The organism is Desulfovermiculus halophilus DSM 18834 (assembly GCF_000620765.1).
GTDB lineage: Bacteria > Desulfobacterota > Desulfovibrionia > Desulfovibrionales > Desulfothermaceae > Desulfovermiculus > Desulfovermiculus halophilus.
Genome location: NZ_JIAK01000008.1, coordinates 132,984 through 151,816 on the forward strand (window position 1 = coordinate 132,984; position 18,833 = coordinate 151,816).

Consider the following 18,833-nt stretch of genomic DNA (forward strand, 5'->3'; position numbering starts at 1 on the left):
GGGCCAGGCAACAGCATTTAGGAATAACCGATCATGCGCTATGAAGGACCGATATACCGGCCGCCGAGCGAGGCCGACAGCCTGCTGGTTCAGGCCACCGTGGGCTGTCCGCACAACAAGTGTACATTCTGCATGGTGTACAAACAGGGCCCAAAGTTCAGGGTTCGGCCGGTGCAGGAAGTTGTTGAAGATATCCATGCAGCCAAGGATGTGTACGGATCCAGAGTCCGGACCATGTTTTTGCCGGCTGGCAACAGCATCGCCGTGCCCACTGAGGACCTGGTCCATATCTGCCGGACAGCCAGACAGGTCTTTCCCCTCCTGGAACGAATCACTGTGTATGGATCGGCCAGATATATCCTGGACAAAGGGGAATCCGGGCTCGCCAGGCTGGCCGAGGCCGGTCTGTCCAGGGTGCACATGGGTCTGGAAAGCGGCAGCGACGAAGTCTTGCGCCGGATAAAGAAAGGTGCGACCAGGGACGAGCAGATCCGGGCCGGACAGTTTCTGTCCAGGGCCGGGATAGAGACCAGCGCCTATGTCATGCTGGGAATCGGCGGCCGGGAGCTGACCAGGGAGCACGCCGAGGAAACGGCCTGGGCCGTGAATGCCATAAGTCCGGAGTTTCTCAGGGTCCGGACCTTTCTGCCCAAGATCAACACTCCCTTGCTCAGACAGATTGAAAAGAATGAGTTTCAGATCGTCTCCGCGCATCAGGCTCTGCTGGAGCTGCGGACCATTATCGACCAGTGCGTGTGCCGGACCCGGCTGACCAGCGATCACTACACCAATTACATCCAGGCCGAAGGTGTGCTCCCAGAGGACAGAGAGCGCCTCCTGGCCCAGGTGGACAAGGCCCTGTCTTTGGATGAAAGCGCCTTTCGGCCGGTCTATGTCGGCAGTCAGTAGCCCGGTCCCAAGAGGCGGCCGGAAATCATTGTAGGCTCTTCGACACAGAAAGTGGAATTGCATCTATAAGAGTTTGCCGTCTCTGCTGTGTGCCGTAAGCGGCAGGCCCGCACATTTTCTTGGTCCCGCCAAAAGGGGGAAACCAGGCACTCACATGCATGATATGCTCAGTCCATCTGAAAGCAATGTCCATCATGTGAGTGCCTGGAGGGGGCAGGGATCCCCCTTTGGCGGGGCTTAGAAAATACCGGGCCGAAGGTGGGCACACAGCAGAGACGGCAAACTCCAAAAATCCACAGGCTAGGTCACAGAACCTCATTGTACCAGGAGAGTACGGAAGAGAGATCCAAGGAAGATGCCCTATGTCGCAGCCCGTAGTGTCCATCACCAGATATGAACAGCCGGAAGAATCTCTGCGCCTGGCTGTGGATCGGATCCAAGGCTGGAACATCCTGCCTGCGAACCCCAGGGTGTTCATCAAGCCGAACATCGTCACCTGGACATCGGCCGGGTTCCCCAAGTGGGGGGTGATAACCACCTCCCGGCTGGTCCGGGACATGGTGGTCCTGCTCCAGGAATACGGGGTGACAGACATCACCATCGGGGAGGGGATGGTGACCATGAAGCCCAAGGACCCGGCTCTGACCGAGGCCGCTTTTGAGGGGCTCGGCTACACCGAGCTGCAAAAGCGGTATGGGGTGAAGCTGATCAATGTCTATCAGCAGCCCTTTGAGCAGGTGGACCTGGGCGACGGATTCGCGGTCCGCTACAACCAGCAGGCCGTGCAGAGCGATGTGCTCATAGATCTGCCGGTGCTGAAGACCCATGCCCAGACCGTGGTCAGCCTAGGAATAAAAAACCTCAAAGGCCTGATCGACGTCTCATCCAGGAAAAAATGCCACAGCCCGGATGCTGAACAGGATCTGCACCATTGGGTCGCGCGTCTGGCCCGGCCCATGCCGCCGATGCTGACAGTCATCGACGGCATCTATTCCCTGGAACGGGGCCCCAGCTTTGACGGGAAGGCCAGACGCAGCAATCTGCTCATCGCCTCCACGGATGTTCTGGCCGCGGACATGGCCGGAACCATGGTCCTGGGGCACGATCCGGCCCGGGTTCCGCATTTGGCTCATGCCTGTGCCCGGCAGAACAGGTATCCGGATGGACGCGACCTGGAGATCAGGGGAATGCCCATTTCGGAGGTCAGGGCCTGCCACCAGTTTGAGTTCCCGTACAACGAGGATCAGACCCTGCCCCAGCCCATGCACAAAATGGGGATCCAAGGGCTTTCCTACTACAAGTACGATGCCACCATGTGCACCTTCTGCTCAGCCGTGAACTGGCTCGTGCTGTCGGCCATAGCCATGGCCTGGGACGGCACGCCCTGGGACGATGTGGAGGTCCTGACCGGCAAGCGCATGCAGCCCACGCCCGGCAAAAAGACCATCCTGCTGGGCAAGTGCATGTGGGAGGCGCATCGGGATCACCCGGATATCGAGTCCATGATCCCGGTCAAGGGCTGTCCGCCCAAGCCCGAGGCCATTACAAAAGCTCTGCATCAGGCCGGGATCATGGTCGATCCCAATGTCCTGCACAGCCTGGAGCAGGCCCCGAGCTATTTTCTGAAGCGCTACAAGGACAGGCCGGAGTTTGAGCACAGCTTCTACCGGGTACAGGAGCTGGAGACGCCCTCCGGGTAGGCCCCGGCTATCCAGACGGGGCAGGATGATCCGGTCATCCGGGGGCTGCTCGTCCGCACCTCCCGGCCAGAATACAGGCTCTTGGACCCAGAAAGTGGAATTGCCTACAGAAGAGATGGCAAACTCCAAAAATCCACAGGCTACGTCGAAGAACCAGAATACATATCCGAGACCGTCAAGAGCTGGTCTGCGAGGGGCCCATGCTGGCCATCCACGCCCCGCAGGACACGGCCACGGCTGCTATGGCCAGTTCCGTCCGCCAGGTTTCCATTCCGGCCAGAACCAAAAGGGTAGTGGCCACTATGGGCACGGTATAGCACAAGGCGCTTAAGAGTCCTGGATGCCCGAATCGCAGCCCCTGCCCCCAGGCCAGAAAAGCCAACCCATATGGGCCGATCCCGATAATTGCTGCCGGCAGCAAAACAGCTGCGGAAACATGCAGGGCGGTTGTCTCCAGGACAAGGTGCAGAACCCCGGCCCCCAGTCCGGCTATGGAAAAGACATGGGCATGCAGGCCTAGATCCAAGGGCAACCGCTTGAGCAGGACTGAGTACCCCAGCCAGCACAGGCCGCTGCTCAGCCCCAGGATGTAGCCCCAAATGCCATGGATTCCTGACGACCCGCCTCCGGATCCCTCATTTGCGGACAGCAGGGCCAGGGCTGCCCCGGCAAAGGAGAGCAGCACGCCCGTGCTCATACGCATGCCCGGCAATCTTCCGGTTTTCATGCACACTGCTGCGGAGAGACCCAAGGGCCACATATAGGTCACCAGGGTGACCTCGGCAGCCGGGCCGCTGGCCAGGGCGGCGAAATAAAAAACCACCGCTCCCAGGAGAAACAGGGCGGCAAGCCAAACATCCCGTCCTGCTGGAGGCCGGTTTTTGGGTTTGGCCTGGACCCTGTGCTGGCCGCGCAGGTGCAAGCCAGAGGTGACCACTGCGGCCATGAACAGGGACATGGTGGTCAGCTGAAGGGGCGGTATCTCTTCGGCCATTAGACGGAGCAAGGGCAGGGCACCCCACATCAAAACTGCGATCCCGCCCAATAAATTCCCTTTATGTCTGCTGTTTATTAAGACTGTGTCAGGCTTGAAATTCAAGGTTTGCATATTCAATCCTTATAGGATACCATTAAAATTCGACATGTTATTCTATCGTTCCCGGCAGCTGCCAGATCAAGATAAGCAGGAAGGTAAATTCATGCAAATGAATTGATTTTATTTATTGATCAATTTTTTTGATGGGTATCCGGAGACGAATATGGACCTGGACTTGATTCGTACCCTCGCGGTCATCGTGGACTCAGGTGGGTTCACGGAAGCGGCCGGCAAGCTGCATCGGACCCAGTCCGCGGTCAGCATGCAGGTCAAGAGGCTGGAAGACTCCCTGGGGGTGACGCTTTTGCTTCGCAATCGCTCCCGGGTGGTCTTGACTCCTGAAGGGGAGACGGTTCTGGATTACGGTCGGCGGATGCTGGCCCTGAATGAAGAAGTGCGCAATATGCTCAACGCGCCGCGGGTGGAAGGAAATGTCCGGCTCGGAATCCCGGATGACTACGCCTTTTATCTGCCGGATATCCTGAGTCGGTTCGCGGAGATGTATCCCGGAGTGACCTTGGATGTGCGCTGCGAGCTCTCAGTGGACCTGGTCCGGGAGGTGCGCAAAGGAAACATCGACCTGGCCGTGGTCACCCGCCAGCCCAAGAGCCCCGGCGGGCATGTCCTCAGATCGGAACAGCTGACCTGGGCCGCTGCCCAGCAAACTGGTGCAGAATATCAGGCGGTGCTGCCTTTAGCACTTTTTCCGGAGGGTTACTGCGTGTTTCGGGAGCTGACCCTGGAGGCATTGCGCTCAGCTGGGTGCACCTGGCGGATCGCTTACACCAGCCGATCTTTGGAGGGGCTGCTGAGCGCAGTTTCGGCCGGGTTGGCCGTGACTGTGGTCACCCGCTCCATGCTGCGCCAAGGATTGCGGGAGATCGAACCGGAAGGCCCGGCTGAACTGCCTCCGCTCCCTCAAGTGGAGATCGCCTTGCACCGTGCTCCGGGCCGGCCGTCGGAACCGACGCAGAAACTGACAGATCTGATCCTGGATCGCCTCAGCCAGGGGCAGTAAAGCCTCCATGCATGGTAGGAAATGATCTGTGCACTTGTTTTGGTCTCTTTTTTGCTTGCTGATGAATGCATTGCGTCCGTTGTTTTGCTTCAGACACTGCCTTTGTATTTTTTCAACATGTTATTTATACGGTCTACATATGGAGGGCGCGTGCAGAGTGTTTAATCCTAACATTCTGTTTAAATCTCTGTTAAGGGAACGCGCTGTACAAAGGAGATGGATATGGATAGTACCAGACGGGGATTTCTGAAGACCCTTGGGGCTGCCGGGGCGGCCACCGGGGCAACCGCATTGACCGCGTCCAATCAGGCCCGGGCCTGGACCTCAGATGCGCCGGACAACCCCAACGCATGTCTCGTGGACCTAACCCGGTGCATCGGGTGCAGGCTGTGCGAGCAGGCCTGTGCTGAAGAAAACGGCTTGCCCGGGCCTGACCCCGGACTGGGTGAGGAGACGGCCTTTGAAAATAAAAGATGGATGGATGAAGATCATTTTACCGTGGTCAACCGGTACTTCACCGGAAAGCTTGATAAGGATCACAACCCGGTTCCCACCTACGTCAAGCGGCAGTGCATGCACTGCCAGGATCCGGCATGCGCCTCCGCCTGTGTGACCGGGGCCCTGAGCAAGGATCCAAACGGAGCGGTCCATTACGATGTGACCAAGTGTATCGGGTGCAGGTACTGCATGGTGGCCTGTCCATTTGAAGTGCCCGCCTATGAGTACGACTCGCCGCTCACCCCCAGGGTAAGGAAGTGCACATTCTGCTTCGACCGGGTGGGCAAGCAGGGGAAAATGCCCGCGTGTGCCGCCGCCTGTCCCATGGAGGCGATCACCTTTGGAAAAAGAAAGGACGTCCTCGACGATGCCCATCAGCGCATCAGGGAGAATCCAGCCCGGTATATGGATCACGTATACGGCGAAGAGGAGGCGGGGGGGACATGCTGGATGTATGTCTCAGGGGAACGCTTCTCCAAGCTGGGCTTTGCCCAGGTGTCCACCCAGCCGGTGCCGAAGCTGACTGAAACCATTCAGCACAGCCTATTCAGCTATCTGTGGTCCCCCATCCTTCTCTTCGGCATTTTGGGCGGCATTATGGCTTATACCAGCAGGAAAGATGCATCAGGCGAAGCAAATACAAGAGGCGATCATGAGTAATAGTGGACCTCGACCTGTGGACAGGCCGTTTTGGACTCCGGGAGTGCTGATCCTGCTTGCCTTTATGCTTGCCGGAGGGATTGGACTGGCGGCGCGATTCATCGGCGGCCTGGGGCCGGTCACCAATCTGGACAATGCCAATCCGTGGGGCCTGTGGATAGCGGTGGACGTTGCCTCCGGAGTTGCCTTGGCTGCGGGGGGATTTACAACCGCTTTTTTGGCCCACATCCTGGGGAAAGAGTATTATGAGCCCATCGTCCGGCCGGCGCTTTTGACTGCGGCTTTGGGGTACACCTTTGTCGCTTTCGGTGTGTTCATCGATATCGGCCGACCATGGGCCGTCTGGAAGCCGGTATTTTTTCAAAACCATGATTCTGCACTGTTTGAAGTGGCTATGTGCGTCATGACCTATCTGGCTGTGCTCTGGATAGAGTTCATCCCGGTGCTCGCAGAACGGTTCAAGCACAAGATAGGATTGTTGGCCCTACTGGACCGGGGCCTGGACAAGACCATCTGGATCTTCACAATCCTTGGGGTGGTCCTGTCCTGCATGCATCAATCCAGCCTGGGCACTCTGATGCTCATTGCCCCGACAAAAGTGCACGAACTGTGGTACACACCCCTTCTTCCTCTGCTCTTTCTCACCTCGGCAATCGCCGTTGGATATCCAATGGTTATTTTCGAGACAACCATCGCCACAACCTCATTGCGGCTGAGATCGGAAATACAGATTCTGGAGCCTCTTTCCAGATTCGTGATCATCACTCTGGGCCTGTATCTGGGGTTAAAATTGGGAGATCTTGCCTACAGGGGGGCATTGGACCTCATCTTTGAAGGCACTGCAGCCAGCTGGTTTTTTCTGGTCGAGCTGGCTGTCGGAGGCATCCTGCCCTGGCTCATGCTCCTGTCGCCCGCGGTACGCAGATCCCGACGGGGGCTTTTCGCCGCTGCCAGCTTAATCGTCGGCGGGGTCCTTCTGAACCGGATCAATGTGTTTATCGTTGCCTATAATGCGCAGCTTCACGGCACATCGTATACGCCGAGCCTTCTGGAGTTTGTGGTCACTGCCGGATGCATTGCCACCATCATGTTTCTGTACAGGCTCTTTGTCACCTATCTCCCGGTTATCCATGCCCAAAAGCTGGAGGTGAAGCAATGAAAGTGAGACTGCATCCCCCCGATATCTTTTTGGAAGGACCAAAGAAACGCAAGACTGCGGTTTTTCTGTGCTTCATCCTGGGGATCACGGCATCAAGCATGACGACGGCCCCTGCCGCTCCCGGCCCGGAAGTGCGGACCGAGCAGGAGCAGGCCCGAGTTCATGCCGCCCAGAGATATCCCTTTATAGCCGAAGTGGAGCGGGAAGATCCGGTGTTGCGCAAGCTCCGCCTGCACAGGATGGGGCTGGACAGCGGGGACATCACCCATGAATATTTTCTGCTATCCAGTCCTGTGGTCAATGCCGATACGGACACCTATCAACCGGTGCGGTTCATGCACTCCAAGCACGCCTCCGCGTTAAACGACAACTGTGCGGCCTGTCACCACTACCGGCCGGCAGATAAAGAACAATCAGAGACTGTAGCCTGCCGGGCCTGCCACAAGGAGCAGTCCCATCCCCAGGCTCCGAGCCGGGTGGGCCTGAAATCCGCATATCATCAAAAGTGCATGGGATGTCATAAGGACATGAACCAAGGGCCTACAGGGTGCCAGGGCTGCCACAGGAAGAACCCGCCGGATCATACGAATCTGGTCAGCCTGCCGGAAGATCCCCAACCAAGAGAAGTGACCCAAGCCTGTCTTGGCTGCCATGAAGATGAGGCCCGCGATTTTGTGACCACGGCTCATTGGCTGTGGAAAGGTCCGGCGAGCTACACGGTGAACAGACAGCATCAGGAGATCGGCAAGGCCAATATAACCCTGAACAACTTCTGAATTAATCCCAACAGCAACGAGTCTCGTTGCACTTCATGCCACGCTGGCTACGGTTGGAAAGACGACAGTTTTGACTTTTCGCGGCTGGAAAACATCGACTGCCTGGTGTGCCACGATACCACAGGGAAGTACACAAAGACCCCTACCGGGGCCGGGATGCCCGATCCGGACATCGATCTGGCCCAGATTGCCCGTAATGTGGGGCCAACCAGCAGAGAGACCTGCGGAAGCTGTCATTTTTCCGGTGGAGGAGGCGATCATGTCAAACACGCCAATATGGGCAGCGAGCTGAATGATCCATGCAGGACCTGTGATATCCACATGGGCGGATATGACTTTACCTGCACGGAATGCCATAGGACCACAAACCATAAAATTCCGGGCAAGTCCTCTTCAGTGGCTGCAACCGAGGGAACGACCCAGTGCATAGACTGCCACACCAAAGAGCCCCATTACGGGAATGATCTGTTGGATCATCATCTTAACGAACACTGCGATCACATCGCCTGCAACACCTGTCATTCCCCCTTGTACGCCAGAAGCCATCCCACAAAGATCTGGTGGGACTGGTCAGAGGCAGGGGACACGGACCGCCCTGTTCAGAAAGGGCCGCATGGCCAACCCCTGTATCACTGGAAGAAGGGGGTGTTTGGGTGGACCCAGAATGCCAAGCCGAGCTATGCGTGGTCCAATGGCTATACCCAGCGGACCCTGGCTGGAGATACGGTTGATCTGGAAGGAAAGATCGTCGACCCGGATGCGTCCCAGAAGGAAAAGAAGCAGGGAGACTACGTGCATTTAGCCTCTCCGGTTGGAGACAAAACGGATCCGGATTCCAAGATCACCCCATTTAAGGTTATGCGCGGAGTCCAGCCCGCCGATCCGGAAACCAGCCTCCTGCTCCTGCCGCACCTTTTCCCCTATGGGCAAGAGGACACCACGGCCTATTGGAAGAATCTGGACTGGCAAAAGGCCTTTGAGGAAGGCATGCAGGCCTCTGGCTTGCCCTACAGTGGAGACTATGTCTGGGTCAGAACGGATATGTATTGGCGCATGGAACACGAAGTTCTGCCCAAGGAAGGGGCCTTGAAGTGCACCCAGTGTCACTCCGCGCTTCAGGGAGAAAAAACCTGTGATCGCTGTCATCGCCCCGCCCGGGCCGCAGACTTCACAGACCTGATGCAGGGCGGGGAGAGGATGCAGTCCGCAGAAGACAGCGGATGGGATCCAAAGCACCTGGAAAAGAAAAGCGATTTCTTGAATTTCAAGGATCTGGGGTATGAAGGGGATCCAATAATCCACGGCGGAAGATTCAAGCGCCTTCCGCTGTCATTTGAGTAGCTCCACAGCCTTGAGAGGTTGCAGGCGGAGCTGTGGCCTCCTTCTTGCGCTCTTTGACAGCTGTATCCAGTTGTGTCCAGGGCATAGGGCATACTTGACACCACCATGTTTTGACCCGTATGCCACAAAGAAAGGAAAACACTCAGATTCCTGAGAAGGACGAAGGCCCTTGAGCTTATTTCAAGGGCCTTTGTATTCTCCTGAGGGCACGACAGTCCTGGATACAAGGATCATGCGGCATGCAATTCATTCAATGGTGGTTTATTACCCTGCTGGGGATCTTTCAGCTCTATGCAGCTGGGCATGCCTTGCTGTACAAACGGGATCCCAAGGCTTCATGGGCCTGGATAGCCACCTGCATCCTCCTTCCTCCCTTCGGGGCCATCCTCTACTTTCTGCTGGGCATCAACCGGGTGCGGACCAAGGCCAAGAGTCTGAAATGGTATTGGCCCCTGGTCCATATTGAGTTTCCCCCGCCGCAGGAAAATACCTGCCTGGCCCCGATTCAAGCCATGCCCAACCTGGAAGGAGTATCCCCAACCTTTCGGCGCATCGCCGATATCTCGGAGGCGGTGACCAAGCGTCCACTGCTGTGCCAGAACCGGGTTGCTCCGCTCTTCAACGGAGAGCAGGCCTTTCCGGCCATGCTTCAGGCCATTGATGCCGCAGAGCACAGCGTCTATCTGCAAACCTATATCTTTGAAACCAACGATACCGGCCAGCGGTTTATCCAGGCCTTGCAGCGGGCCCAGGCCAGAGGCGTGGATGTGCGGGTCATAGTGGACGGAATCGGGGAACTCTATTTCTGGCCCAGGGCCAGCAAGCTCCTTTCTCGAAAAAAAGTGCCTTGCGCCCGGTTCATGCCCCTGCGTCTTTTTCCGCCCTCCGCATTTATCAATCTGCGCAATCACCGCAAGATCCTGACCGTGGATGGAAAGACCGGCTTCACCGGGGGGATGAATATCGGGGACCGGCACCTGTTCGACAAGCTGTCCAAGGCCTCCCGGGTCAAGGACGTGCATTTTCAGTGCTCAGGGCCGATAGTGGCCCAGATGGAGCAGGTGTTCCTGGAAGACTGGGGGTTTTGTACCGGGGATGAGGAACTAAATCCGTCCGAGCTCAAGCTGGAATCCTCAGGTCCGGCCGTTTGCCGGTCCATTACCGTGGGGCCGAACCAGGACCTGAACAAGCTGAGCATGATCCTGGTCGGGGCCATCTCCCAGGCCCAGGACGAGGTCATGATCATGACCCCGTACTTTTTGCCCAACCGCGAACTGGTCGGAGCCCTGCAGGCCGCTGCCCTGCGCGGGGTGAGGGTGAACATCGTCCTGCCGGGGAAGAACAACCTGCCTTATGTCCACTGGGCGACCCGCAACATGCTCTGGGAGCTTTTGCAGTACGGGGTTCGGGTGTTCTATCAGCCCCCTCCGTTTAACCATTCCAAGCTGTTTTTGGTTGACGATTGCTACGGCCAGATAGGCTCGGCCAACCTCGATCCCCGCAGTCTGCGCCTGAACTTTGAAATGGTGGTTGAGTTCCACGATCAGGAACTGATTGCATCCCTGACCCGCCACGTGCTGGACACCATCCAGATCTCCAGAGAGGAAACCCTGGAGCAAGTGGACGGCAGATCCCTCCCGGCCAGGGTCAGGGATTCCTTTTTCTGGCTCTTTTCCCCGTACTTTTAATCGGCTCTTCGACACAGAAAGTGGAATTGCCTACATAAGAGTTTGCCGTCTCTTCTGTGTGCCGTAAGCGGCAGGCCCGCACATTTTCTTGGTCCCGCCAAAAGGGGGAAACCAGGCACTCACATGCATGATATGCTCAGTCCATCTGAAAACAAGGTCCAGCATGTGAGTGCCAGGAGGGGGCAGGGATCCCCCTTTGGCGGGGCTTAGAAAATACCGGGCCGAAAGTGGGCACACAGAAGAGATGGCAAACTCCAAAAATCCACAGGCTACGTCGAAGAACCTTTTAATCCGACGGGGACATCTCAACTGCGCGGAGTCGTTGGTGAGCAGGCCGCGGTTGCCCTCAAACCAGGCTTTTGGCCGCATCCAGAATAGGGCCGTAGTCCGGTTCCTCAGTCACCTCGGAAACAAGCTGCACATAGCGCACGGTCCTGGACTGATCCAGAACAAAGACCGCCCGGGCCAGCAGGCGCAGCTCCTTGATCAACACCCCGTAGTTTTGACCGAAAGAAGCCTCCCGGTGATCGGAGACAGTGAGGACCTGATCCACACCGGCCGCACCGCACCAGCGCTTTTGGGCAAAGGGCAGGTCCATGCTGACGGTGACGATCTTGATGTCCTGGCTTAAGTTGGCCGCTTCGGTGTTGAACCGCCTGGTCTCCATGTCACAGACATCTGTATCCAGAGAGGGCACAGAGGAAATGATCAGCACCTTGTGTTCAAGGTCCTGCAAGGTGAGAGGATTGAGGTCCGTATCCACCGTCCGGAAGTCCGGGGCCGGGCTCCCGGTGGTGATCTCCGGACCGACCAGGGTCAACGGGTTGCCTTTCATAGTGATCAGTCCTGTACGTTCCTGCATAGCGCCCTCCTGTGTTTGGGGTGAAACCTGTCATTCTACGCCGGCGCACCGGGCTGTCCCTTGAGATACTGCACAGCCTGTTCCAAGCCGTCCATGCTCAGCTCAAACATGGGAAAGACCTGGCGGATCATGCCGATGGTCCGGGTATAGGGCCACTGGGCCGCCATCTTGGGATTGAGCCACACCGAGTAGGGAAAGGACCGGGCCAGAAGCTGCAAACGGTCGATGCTCGGCTGTCCAGACGTTTCCTCCTGATGGATGGAGCCGTCCCTGGCCATGAGTTCATACGGGGCCATGCTCGCGTCTCCGACGATAATCAACCGGGTATGCGAGTCCCAGGTGACCATATCGTCCACCTTCACCCGGCGGTTGCGGCGGCGGGGATCGGCCCACAAAAAGTCGTAGATGGTATTGTGGAAATAGAGGATCTTCAGATCCTGAAACTGGGCTCTGGCGTGGGAAAACAGGGTGGTGACCACCTGCACGTAGGGGTCCATGGACCAGCCGCCGTTGTCGATAGCCAGAATAACCTTCAGCCTGTCCCGCAGGCTGCGGCGAAAGATCAGCTCTATCTCACCGGCCTTTTTGACCGTTTCCCTGATGGTCTCGTCCACGTCCAGGATGTCCTTGGGGCCTTCGGGCACCAGGCGGGTAAGCTTTTTCAGGGCCTCGCCGATCCGGGCCTGGGTCAATGGACCTTCCTGGGCATAGTCCCGATAGCGGCGATCCATGGCCACCTTGAGCGCGGACTGACTGCGGGAGGCGCCGCCCACCCGCATGCCTCCGGGGTGATGCCCGGAATGGCCGACAGGCGAGGTGCCTCCGGTTCCGATCCATTTGCTGCCCCCGTGATGCTCCCCGTCCTGATCCCGCAGGCGCTGGTAGAAGTAGTCCACCAGCTCCTGGGGGGACATGCCGGACAGCTCTGTTTCGTCCATACCCAGAGCCTGAGCCAGTTCGGCCGGATCGTGCAGCCAGTCCTGGAGCATCTGCTTGATCCAGTCCTCGAGCTCTTTGTTTTCAGGCTCCTCCAGGGTCTGGCCCTGAAAGTAGTGGGCAAAGACCCGGTCATAGAGATCAAAGTGCTTTTCGTTCTTCACCAGCAGGCATCTGGCCGCGGTGTAGAAATCGTCAAGATCGGCGATCAGCCCCCGGCGCAGGGCTGTCTGGAGGCGCAGGAATGCAGTGGGGGACACCGGGACCCCGTGCTGGCGCAGGAGGAAAAAAAAGGGAATGAACATATGGGCTACAGCCGTCCCAGATTGGCTTGGGCCCGCTCAAGATCCTGACTTTTCTTGAACAGGGTCCCCAGGTAGGGGAGGTTTCCTTTCTTCAGCTCCTTGGGGGTGACTTCCGGATCGTGCTGCACAGCCCGGATCCAATTGATCAGCTCTCTGGTGGCCGGTTTTTTCTCAATCCCCGGCAGATCGCGAAGGGCATAGAAGGCCCGAACGCACTGCTGCATCACCTCGTTGGCCAGGTCGGGAAAATGCGTGCGCACTATGTCCTGCATCATATCCGGGTCGGGAAAAGCGATATGGTGAAAGTTGCATCGGCCTAGGAAGGGCTCGGACAGGTCCTTCTTGGCGTTGGAGGTGATGATGATCACCGGCCGGTGCTTGGCCCGGATGGTCTTGTCGATCTCTATGATGTCAAACTCCATCTGATCCAGGATATCCAGCATGTCGTCCTGGAAATCGGAATCAGCCTTGTCGATCTCATCAATGAGCAGGACCACTCTCTGATCGGACATGAAGGCCTGTCCGATTTTGCCCATGGAGATGTACTCCTCGATGTTGCTCACATCCCGGCTGGAGTCCCCGAAACGGCTGTCGTTGAGCCGGGTCAGGGTATCGTACTGATACAGGGTGTCCACCAGCTTGAGTGTGGACTTCACATTCAGAACAATCAGCGGCATATCCAGGGCCTCGGCCACGGCGTGGGCCAGCATGGTCTTGCCGGTCCCGGGTTCGCCCTTGAGGAGTAAGGGCATTTCCAAGGCCATGGAAATATTGACTATCTTGGCCAGCTCCCGGTCCAGTACATAGCTTGAGCTTTGGTGACAGGTGGTTTGCAGGTCATCGTTTGCGAGCATAGGTTCTCCTTCAATCTCCAATTACGCGTGTTCGAGGTGTGATGTAAGGATGTAGCACAGGCGGCAGCTCAAATAAAGCAGGTCCGGACCATCCCTCCGGCCTCAGGTGCAGCGTCTTTGATGAGCATGGTGCGCTCCCTTATTCGGGGTGTTGTGTTGCACCCTTATTTGCTTTACAATTTCCTCCCTGGCTACGAGGGAACATGACATCTCACCAATACACTGAACACATGAGGAGAGCGAGGCATGAGCCAAGAGACCCTGAAGGAACTGCAAACAGGAATCACCAAGCTGGCCAGGACGAATAAGGATATGGTCCGGGCCATGATGAACCTCTCGGAAACCGCGGCCCGGGAGGGGGCACTGCCCCGGAAGATGAAAAAGCTCATCTTCGTCGCCCTGGCTGTCCAGCAGCGGTGCAGCTACTGCATCTCGCATCACGTCCATGACGCTCTGGAATCCGGGGCCACGGCCGAGGAGATCTATGAAGCCGCCGAGGTCGCCGTCGCCATGGGCGGGGGGCCGAGCCTGGCCTACACCGCCACCCTGGTCCGGGAAGCTGTGGAATCCTTTGCTCAGAACGGGTGAAGCCCATGCATGCACAGCACAATCACTGTCCATTTCTTCTCCACCCGGCACTCACTTGGCGTATGAATGATCAAGGTATGCTTGAAATTTTGGCCTGCAAGTGAGTGCCGGGACGCGCTCCTGCTGCCGGATCATCCGTTCCCGGCAGTCAGCATGATTCCTCGAACCTTCTGATCCACTTCCCGCAGGTCGCGCTCGTCCGGCCGGCCCCGGATGTCCCCCAGGCGGCCCTGTTCAGACATCTGGCGCATATTCTCCGGGTGGTATTCGCCCACAAAGTACCATTCGTCCAGGATCATAAACCCGAGATGGTCGAAGAGCTGCCCCATGTACTTCACCGCCGGGACGGCTTCACGTATGCCGGTGTGCACACCGCCGTAGGTGCAGTAGACAACAGCCTTTTTCTCCACCCGCTTGGGGGAGGCTGGTTTGATCTCCCCGGCCTGAGCATAGCCCTTGCGCAGCTTGGTGAACAGGTCCTGCATCGGCTTGCCCGGAAGCCAGGCATACACCCCGGATCCGGCAAAGACGAAATCGTAGTCCAGGATATCGATATCAGCGTCGGCCGTGGCTTTGACTGTATCTACCGTGTGCCCCAGCTGGGTGAGGGTGGAGGCGATTTGTTCCGCGACCTTGGTTGTGTTGCTGGTGGCGGTGTAATAAAGATTGAGAATCCGCATACTGCTGACCTCCATTGATGTGTTTTTTGAGTTCTGTCCATGAAACATAGGACCCACACTGCGTCTGTCAACCATACCGCCCGCAGAAGTCCTCGCCGCCATGAGGTTTACAAACCGGGGATCTGCAATTAGGCTTGTGCGCAAAACGACACGTTCCGGGGTGGCGGAAACGCCTGAGATGATACCCGTTGAACCTGATCCGGGTCGTTCCGGCGCAGGGAGATACGATCACCGTCAGTGCACCATGTCAGGCCGCTTCCCTCTGGAAGCGGCTTTTTTCATGCCCCCTGCTTTGGGTTCAGGAAGCCCTGCGGACACAATGCATCCGGGAGAGCCTATGCCCAGTCTTGCTGATGTCGGAGAGTTCGGATTCATCCAGCGGATCAGCGGGCAATGTCTTGTCCGCTCGGACCGGGTGCATACGGCAATCGGCGACGATGCGGCCGCGTATTGGACTGACGGGAGCAAGCTGGCCTTGATGACCACGGATATGCTGGTGGAGGGGGTGCATTTCATCCGGACCGCGGCCAGCCCGTTTTCCCTGGGCTGGAAGTCCGTGGCCGTGAATATGAGCGATATCGCGGCCATGGGCGGGAGCGCGGGGGAAGCCTTTATCAGCCTGGCCATACCCAAGGACTGCTCCATGGACTATCTGGATGAGCTGTACCGGGGGATGCACGATATCTGCGTCCGTTTCGGGGTGAATATTCTGGGGGGAGACACCACCAGCTCCACCCAGGGGCTGGTCATCAATGTGGCTCTGACCGGGGAGGTGGCCGAAGAGGAGATCCTCTGCCGGGACCGGGCCCAACCCGGGGATTTGATCTGCTGCACCGGCCCCCTGGGAGACAGCCGGGCCGGCCTGCACCTCATAACCAGCGGCCTCGAGCCCATTCCAGAGGAATTCGAACCCCTGTATCAGGCCCATATCGCCCCGTGGCCCTGCCTGGAAGAGGGCCGTTTCCTGGCTTCGTCCCGGGCCTTGGGGGCGGCTATCGATGTCAGCGATGGGGTGAGCTCTGATCTGCAGCATATCTGCACCGCCAGCGGGACCGGGGCAAGAGTATATGCCGCGGATATGCCCCTTTCCCAGGAGTTGACCTGGTTCTGCTCCCGGTTTGGGTTCGATCCCCTGGAGTGGGCCCTGGCCGGAGGCGAGGACTATGTCCTGTTGTTCACTGTCCGGCCTGAAAAGCTGGATGCGGTGCAAAGGGAGTACGCAGAGAGGTTTCGTCCATCCTTGGCCGTGATCGGCGAAATGACCGCAGGCGGGGAGCCGGAACTGGTGGATGCCTCGGGGAGGGTGCGTCCGATAACGAGCACAGGCTGGAATCATTTTCGCGGTGTCCGATGAAAGCCGCGTACATTGCGGCTTTCGTCCTCATTTCTACCTCATGGAGAGTGCCATGCCCACTGCCGAGAACAGTTTGCGCACCTACCGCCGGGTCCTGAGCGTTGCGGGATCGGACAGCGGGGGAGGGGCCGGGATCCAGGCGGACCTGAAGACCTTTTCCGCGTTGGACTGCTATGGAACAACCGCGGTCACCGCCCTCACGGCCCAGAACACACAGGGAGTCACGGGAATTCAGCAGGTGCCGGCCTCCTTTGTTCAGGCTCAGATGGACGCGGTCCTCAGTGATATAGGCACTGATGCGGTCAAGATCGGGATGCTCTTTTCAACTGACATTATCTGGACTGTGAGCCAGGTCCTGGCCCAGGCCAAAGCGCCCCGGGTTGTCCTCGATCCGGTTATGGTGGCCCAAAGCGGGGACAAGCTGCTGGAAGACCGGGCCATTGAGGTCATGTGCCGGGAGTTGATGCCTCTGGCTGATCTGATCACCCCCAATCTTCCAGAGGCCGAAGCCATTCTGGAGCGGAAGATCCCGGACTTTACGTCCATGCAGCGGGCGGTACGGGACCTGTGCGCTTTCGGCAGCAAAGCCGTGCTGCTCAAGGGCGGCCATCTCCAGGATTCGGCCAGCGTGGACCTTCTCTATCTCCGGGAGGGGGATCGATGCCTTCCTTTGCATGCCGAGCATGTGTCCACGATCAACAACCATGGGACCGGATGCACCCTGTCATCGGCTGTTGCCGCTTTTCTGGCCAGGGGGATGGAGATGGAAGAGGCGGTGGGCAAGGGCAAGGAGTACATCACCCGGGCCATCCAGGCCGGGGCAAGCTACAGGCTGGGCCGCGGACACGGGCCTGTGCATCACTTCTACGCCATCTGGGAGTGATCCGGCTCAGGACCGGCTCTTCGACCTAGTGAAAAATCACTCTTAATCTGTCGCTCCCTCTTCGTCCTCCCTTGAGGGCTGTGCATGGCACACACTTGACACCGTGGGGTTATAACATGCTGAAAAAATGAGGTGTCAGATTCACCATCCCAACCACCCCTGCCCCTCCTTGCAAAGGAGGGGAGTTAAGAAAATCGCGGCTGTCTGTACGTTTTCTATCCGCAAGTGTATGGATTATCGAAAACCGTAATCGCAGATTTAAGGCAAGATCAGACGGTTAAGGGTCCCCTCCCTGCACTCACTTGAAAAAGTGCATGACACATAGCTGATCACTGGTAAATCACAAGTGAGTGCAGGGGGATAAAGGGGTGGTTGAACGATGACAAATACCTTATCCCACGGTGTCAAGTGTGGGTAAAGCTCAGCCCTTGAGGGGGCTGGGGGGTGTTTCTTGCATTGCGACAGATGATGAATGACATGGTGCTAGATTCTGTACCCTGTTTTCCGCAGGCTGGGAGGGGATTGGAGAGGCGTTTTGCCGGGAGGGCAGGGAGTGTGTATGCTCCCTCTACCCTGAATCCCAGGGCAGAGGGCAGATCACGTGCGTCCTTATTCCCCGCCGCCTTCAGCCACGGTAAAGCCTTTGGCAAAGCCGCCGGTGCTGGCCGGTGTCCCGGCTATGCGGGCCAGGTAGGTTGATCCCAGGTCCTTGATGTGGTCGCCCACGTCGTCAAAGTAGTTCAAGTGCTCCTGCTCTTCGTCGATGATCTGCTCAAAGAGCTTGGCGGTAATGCTGTCCCCATTGTCCCGACAGACCTGAAGGAACTGGTTGTAGGCATCGATGGTGTCGTCCTCCAGCTTGGAATCGTGGGCAAAGATCTTGTCCACTTCCTGGCCTTGCTGGACCTTCTGGGAGGAAGAGGCCACCGGCTCTCCGCCCAGCTCCTTGATCCGCTCGGCGAACATCTCGGCATGGCGCATTTCGTCAATAGCCACCAGCTTGATGTTCTTGGCCAGTTCGCCGTAGTCCATGTCGTCCAGGCCGTAGTGCTGATTCATGTACTGATAAATGGCGTGCAGCTCCATTTCCCGGGCCTTGTTCAAGACCTCGATGACCTTGCCGCGCCGCTCTTCCCGTGATCCATCTGCCATGTGAACCTCCTGTGTGTTGGTCGTGATCGTCAGAGCTGCTTTCCGGCTCCAGGCCGGGAGCAGGATGTAACCTAAATAAGCATCATCAGGAAATGATAAGGACAATTTGCGGGTTGTCAACTGAGACCCAGGAGGTATCCAGGCCCCTGAAAAAATGCTGTCCAAATAGCACTGCAACGAAGCTTCGGCTTATTTCCCGTCATTCCCGCGCAAGCGGGAATCCAGGTGCTTCGTCCAGGAAATGAGCGACCAATGATAGAAGGGCGTTGCACTGGATTGTCACGTGTTTCGCGTGGTTGCAATGCATTTAATGCTCGGGGCCGGTCAATAGTCAAACGACGAAAACGGCCTGTGGGTCTTATCTTTCTTTGTAG

Annotated in this window: 17 protein-coding genes and 1 riboswitch; of the genes, 11 read left to right on the plus strand and 6 right to left on the minus strand. The window is 57.7% G+C overall.

The annotated features are described in order from the left end of the window. Positions 1-33: 33 nt before the first annotated feature. Together N902_RS0105260 and N902_RS0105265 are read left to right on the plus strand one after the other, a co-directional pair. On the plus strand, positions 34-909 hold the full coding sequence (locus N902_RS0105260) for a radical SAM protein (RefSeq protein WP_027370076.1): 876 nt from the start codon (positions 34-36) through the stop codon (positions 907-909). 362 nt (positions 910-1,271) lie between these two features. Then, on the plus strand, positions 1,272-2,609 hold the full coding sequence (locus N902_RS0105265; RefSeq protein WP_027370077.1) for a DUF362 domain-containing protein: 1,338 nt from the start codon (positions 1,272-1,274) through the stop codon (positions 2,607-2,609). Positions 2,610-2,784: 175 nt separating this feature from the next. On the opposite strand, the gene N902_RS0105270 is transcribed toward N902_RS0105265, so the two are convergent. Continuing rightward, a complete protein-coding gene (locus tag N902_RS0105270; RefSeq protein ID WP_027370078.1) occupies positions 2,785-3,717 on the minus strand; it encodes a DMT family transporter in 933 nt (310 codons plus the stop codon). 151 nt (positions 3,718-3,868) lie between these two features. Between N902_RS0105270 and N902_RS0105275 the strand changes: the two genes are divergently transcribed. The 6 genes from N902_RS0105275 (at position 3,869) to N902_RS0105295 (ending at position 10,845) form a co-directional block, all read left to right on the plus strand. Beyond that, a complete protein-coding gene (locus N902_RS0105275) occupies positions 3,869-4,723 on the plus strand; it encodes a LysR substrate-binding domain-containing protein (protein WP_027370079.1) in 855 nt (284 codons plus the stop codon). A 222-nt stretch (positions 4,724-4,945) separates the two neighbouring features. Continuing rightward, entirely contained in the window at positions 4,946-5,881 is a 936-nt protein-coding gene (locus N902_RS0105280; protein ID WP_027370080.1) for a 4Fe-4S dicluster domain-containing protein, read from the plus strand. Next, positions 5,874-7,040 (plus strand): NrfD/PsrC family molybdoenzyme membrane anchor subunit, encoded by a 1,167-nt coding sequence (nrfD, locus tag N902_RS0105285; RefSeq protein ID WP_027370081.1) that lies wholly within the window; start codon positions 5,874-5,876, stop codon positions 7,038-7,040. The genes N902_RS0105280 and nrfD overlap by 8 nt, the downstream gene beginning before the upstream one ends. Then, positions 7,037-7,816 (plus strand): cytochrome c3 family protein, encoded by a 780-nt coding sequence (locus N902_RS20350; RefSeq protein ID WP_244147372.1) that lies wholly within the window; start codon positions 7,037-7,039, stop codon positions 7,814-7,816. The genes nrfD and N902_RS20350 overlap by 4 nt, the downstream gene beginning before the upstream one ends. Next, positions 7,817-9,157, plus strand: coding sequence for a tetrathionate reductase family octaheme c-type cytochrome (locus N902_RS20355; protein WP_244147375.1), 1,341 nt, complete (start codon positions 7,817-7,819; stop codon positions 9,155-9,157). Between the two features lie 239 nt (positions 9,158-9,396). After that, entirely contained in the window at positions 9,397-10,845 is a 1,449-nt protein-coding gene (locus tag N902_RS0105295; protein ID WP_027370082.1) for a phospholipase D-like domain-containing protein, read from the plus strand. 346 nt (positions 10,846-11,191) lie between these two features. Here the strand turns inward: N902_RS0105295 and tpx are convergent, their stop codons facing one another. From tpx to N902_RS0105310, 3 genes are read right to left on the minus strand one after another with little or no spacing between them, the layout of a single operon-like run. Next, complete coding sequence (gene tpx, locus N902_RS0105300) at positions 11,192-11,707, minus strand: thiol peroxidase (RefSeq protein WP_027370083.1); 516 nt, start codon at positions 11,705-11,707, stop codon at positions 11,192-11,194. A gap of 35 nt (positions 11,708-11,742) precedes the next feature. Beyond that, on the minus strand, positions 11,743-12,948 hold the full coding sequence (locus N902_RS0105305; protein ID WP_027370084.1) for a vWA domain-containing protein: 1,206 nt from the start codon (positions 12,946-12,948) through the stop codon (positions 11,743-11,745). A gap of 5 nt (positions 12,949-12,953) precedes the next feature. Next, positions 12,954-13,802, minus strand: coding sequence for an AAA family ATPase (locus N902_RS0105310; RefSeq protein WP_051564332.1), 849 nt, complete (start codon positions 13,800-13,802; stop codon positions 12,954-12,956). A 246-nt stretch (positions 13,803-14,048) separates the two neighbouring features. Between N902_RS0105310 and N902_RS0105315 the strand changes: the two genes are divergently transcribed. Continuing rightward, positions 14,049-14,390 carry a carboxymuconolactone decarboxylase family protein gene (locus tag N902_RS0105315; protein ID WP_027370086.1) on the plus strand — a complete coding sequence of 114 codons (342 nt, stop codon included), beginning with the start codon at positions 14,049-14,051 and terminating at the stop codon, positions 14,388-14,390. Between the two features lie 131 nt (positions 14,391-14,521). Here the strand turns inward: N902_RS0105315 and N902_RS0105320 are convergent, their stop codons facing one another. Then, positions 14,522-15,070 carry a flavodoxin family protein gene (locus N902_RS0105320; protein ID WP_027370087.1) on the minus strand — a complete coding sequence of 183 codons (549 nt, stop codon included), beginning with the start codon at positions 15,068-15,070 and terminating at the stop codon, positions 14,522-14,524. A gap of 146 nt (positions 15,071-15,216) precedes the next feature. Next, positions 15,217-15,309, plus strand: a riboswitch (TPP riboswitch). 98 nt (positions 15,310-15,407) lie between these two features. On the opposite strand from N902_RS0105320, the gene thiL reads away from it, so the two are divergent. Both thiL and thiD read left to right on the plus strand, forming a co-directional pair. Next, the gene (gene thiL / locus N902_RS0105325) at positions 15,408-16,424 is read left to right on the plus strand and encodes a thiamine-phosphate kinase (RefSeq protein ID WP_034621641.1); all 1,017 of its coding nucleotides are present in this window, start codon (positions 15,408-15,410) and stop codon (positions 16,422-16,424) included. Positions 16,425-16,476: 52 nt separating this feature from the next. After that, on the plus strand, positions 16,477-17,307 hold the full coding sequence (gene thiD / locus N902_RS0105330) for a bifunctional hydroxymethylpyrimidine kinase/phosphomethylpyrimidine kinase (RefSeq protein WP_208596268.1): 831 nt from the start codon (positions 16,477-16,479) through the stop codon (positions 17,305-17,307). A 609-nt stretch (positions 17,308-17,916) separates the two neighbouring features. On the opposite strand, the gene N902_RS0105335 is transcribed toward thiD, so the two are convergent. After that, positions 17,917-18,459 carry a bacterioferritin gene (locus N902_RS0105335; protein WP_027370090.1) on the minus strand — a complete coding sequence of 181 codons (543 nt, stop codon included), beginning with the start codon at positions 18,457-18,459 and terminating at the stop codon, positions 17,917-17,919. Between the last annotated feature and the right edge of the window lie 374 nt (positions 18,460-18,833).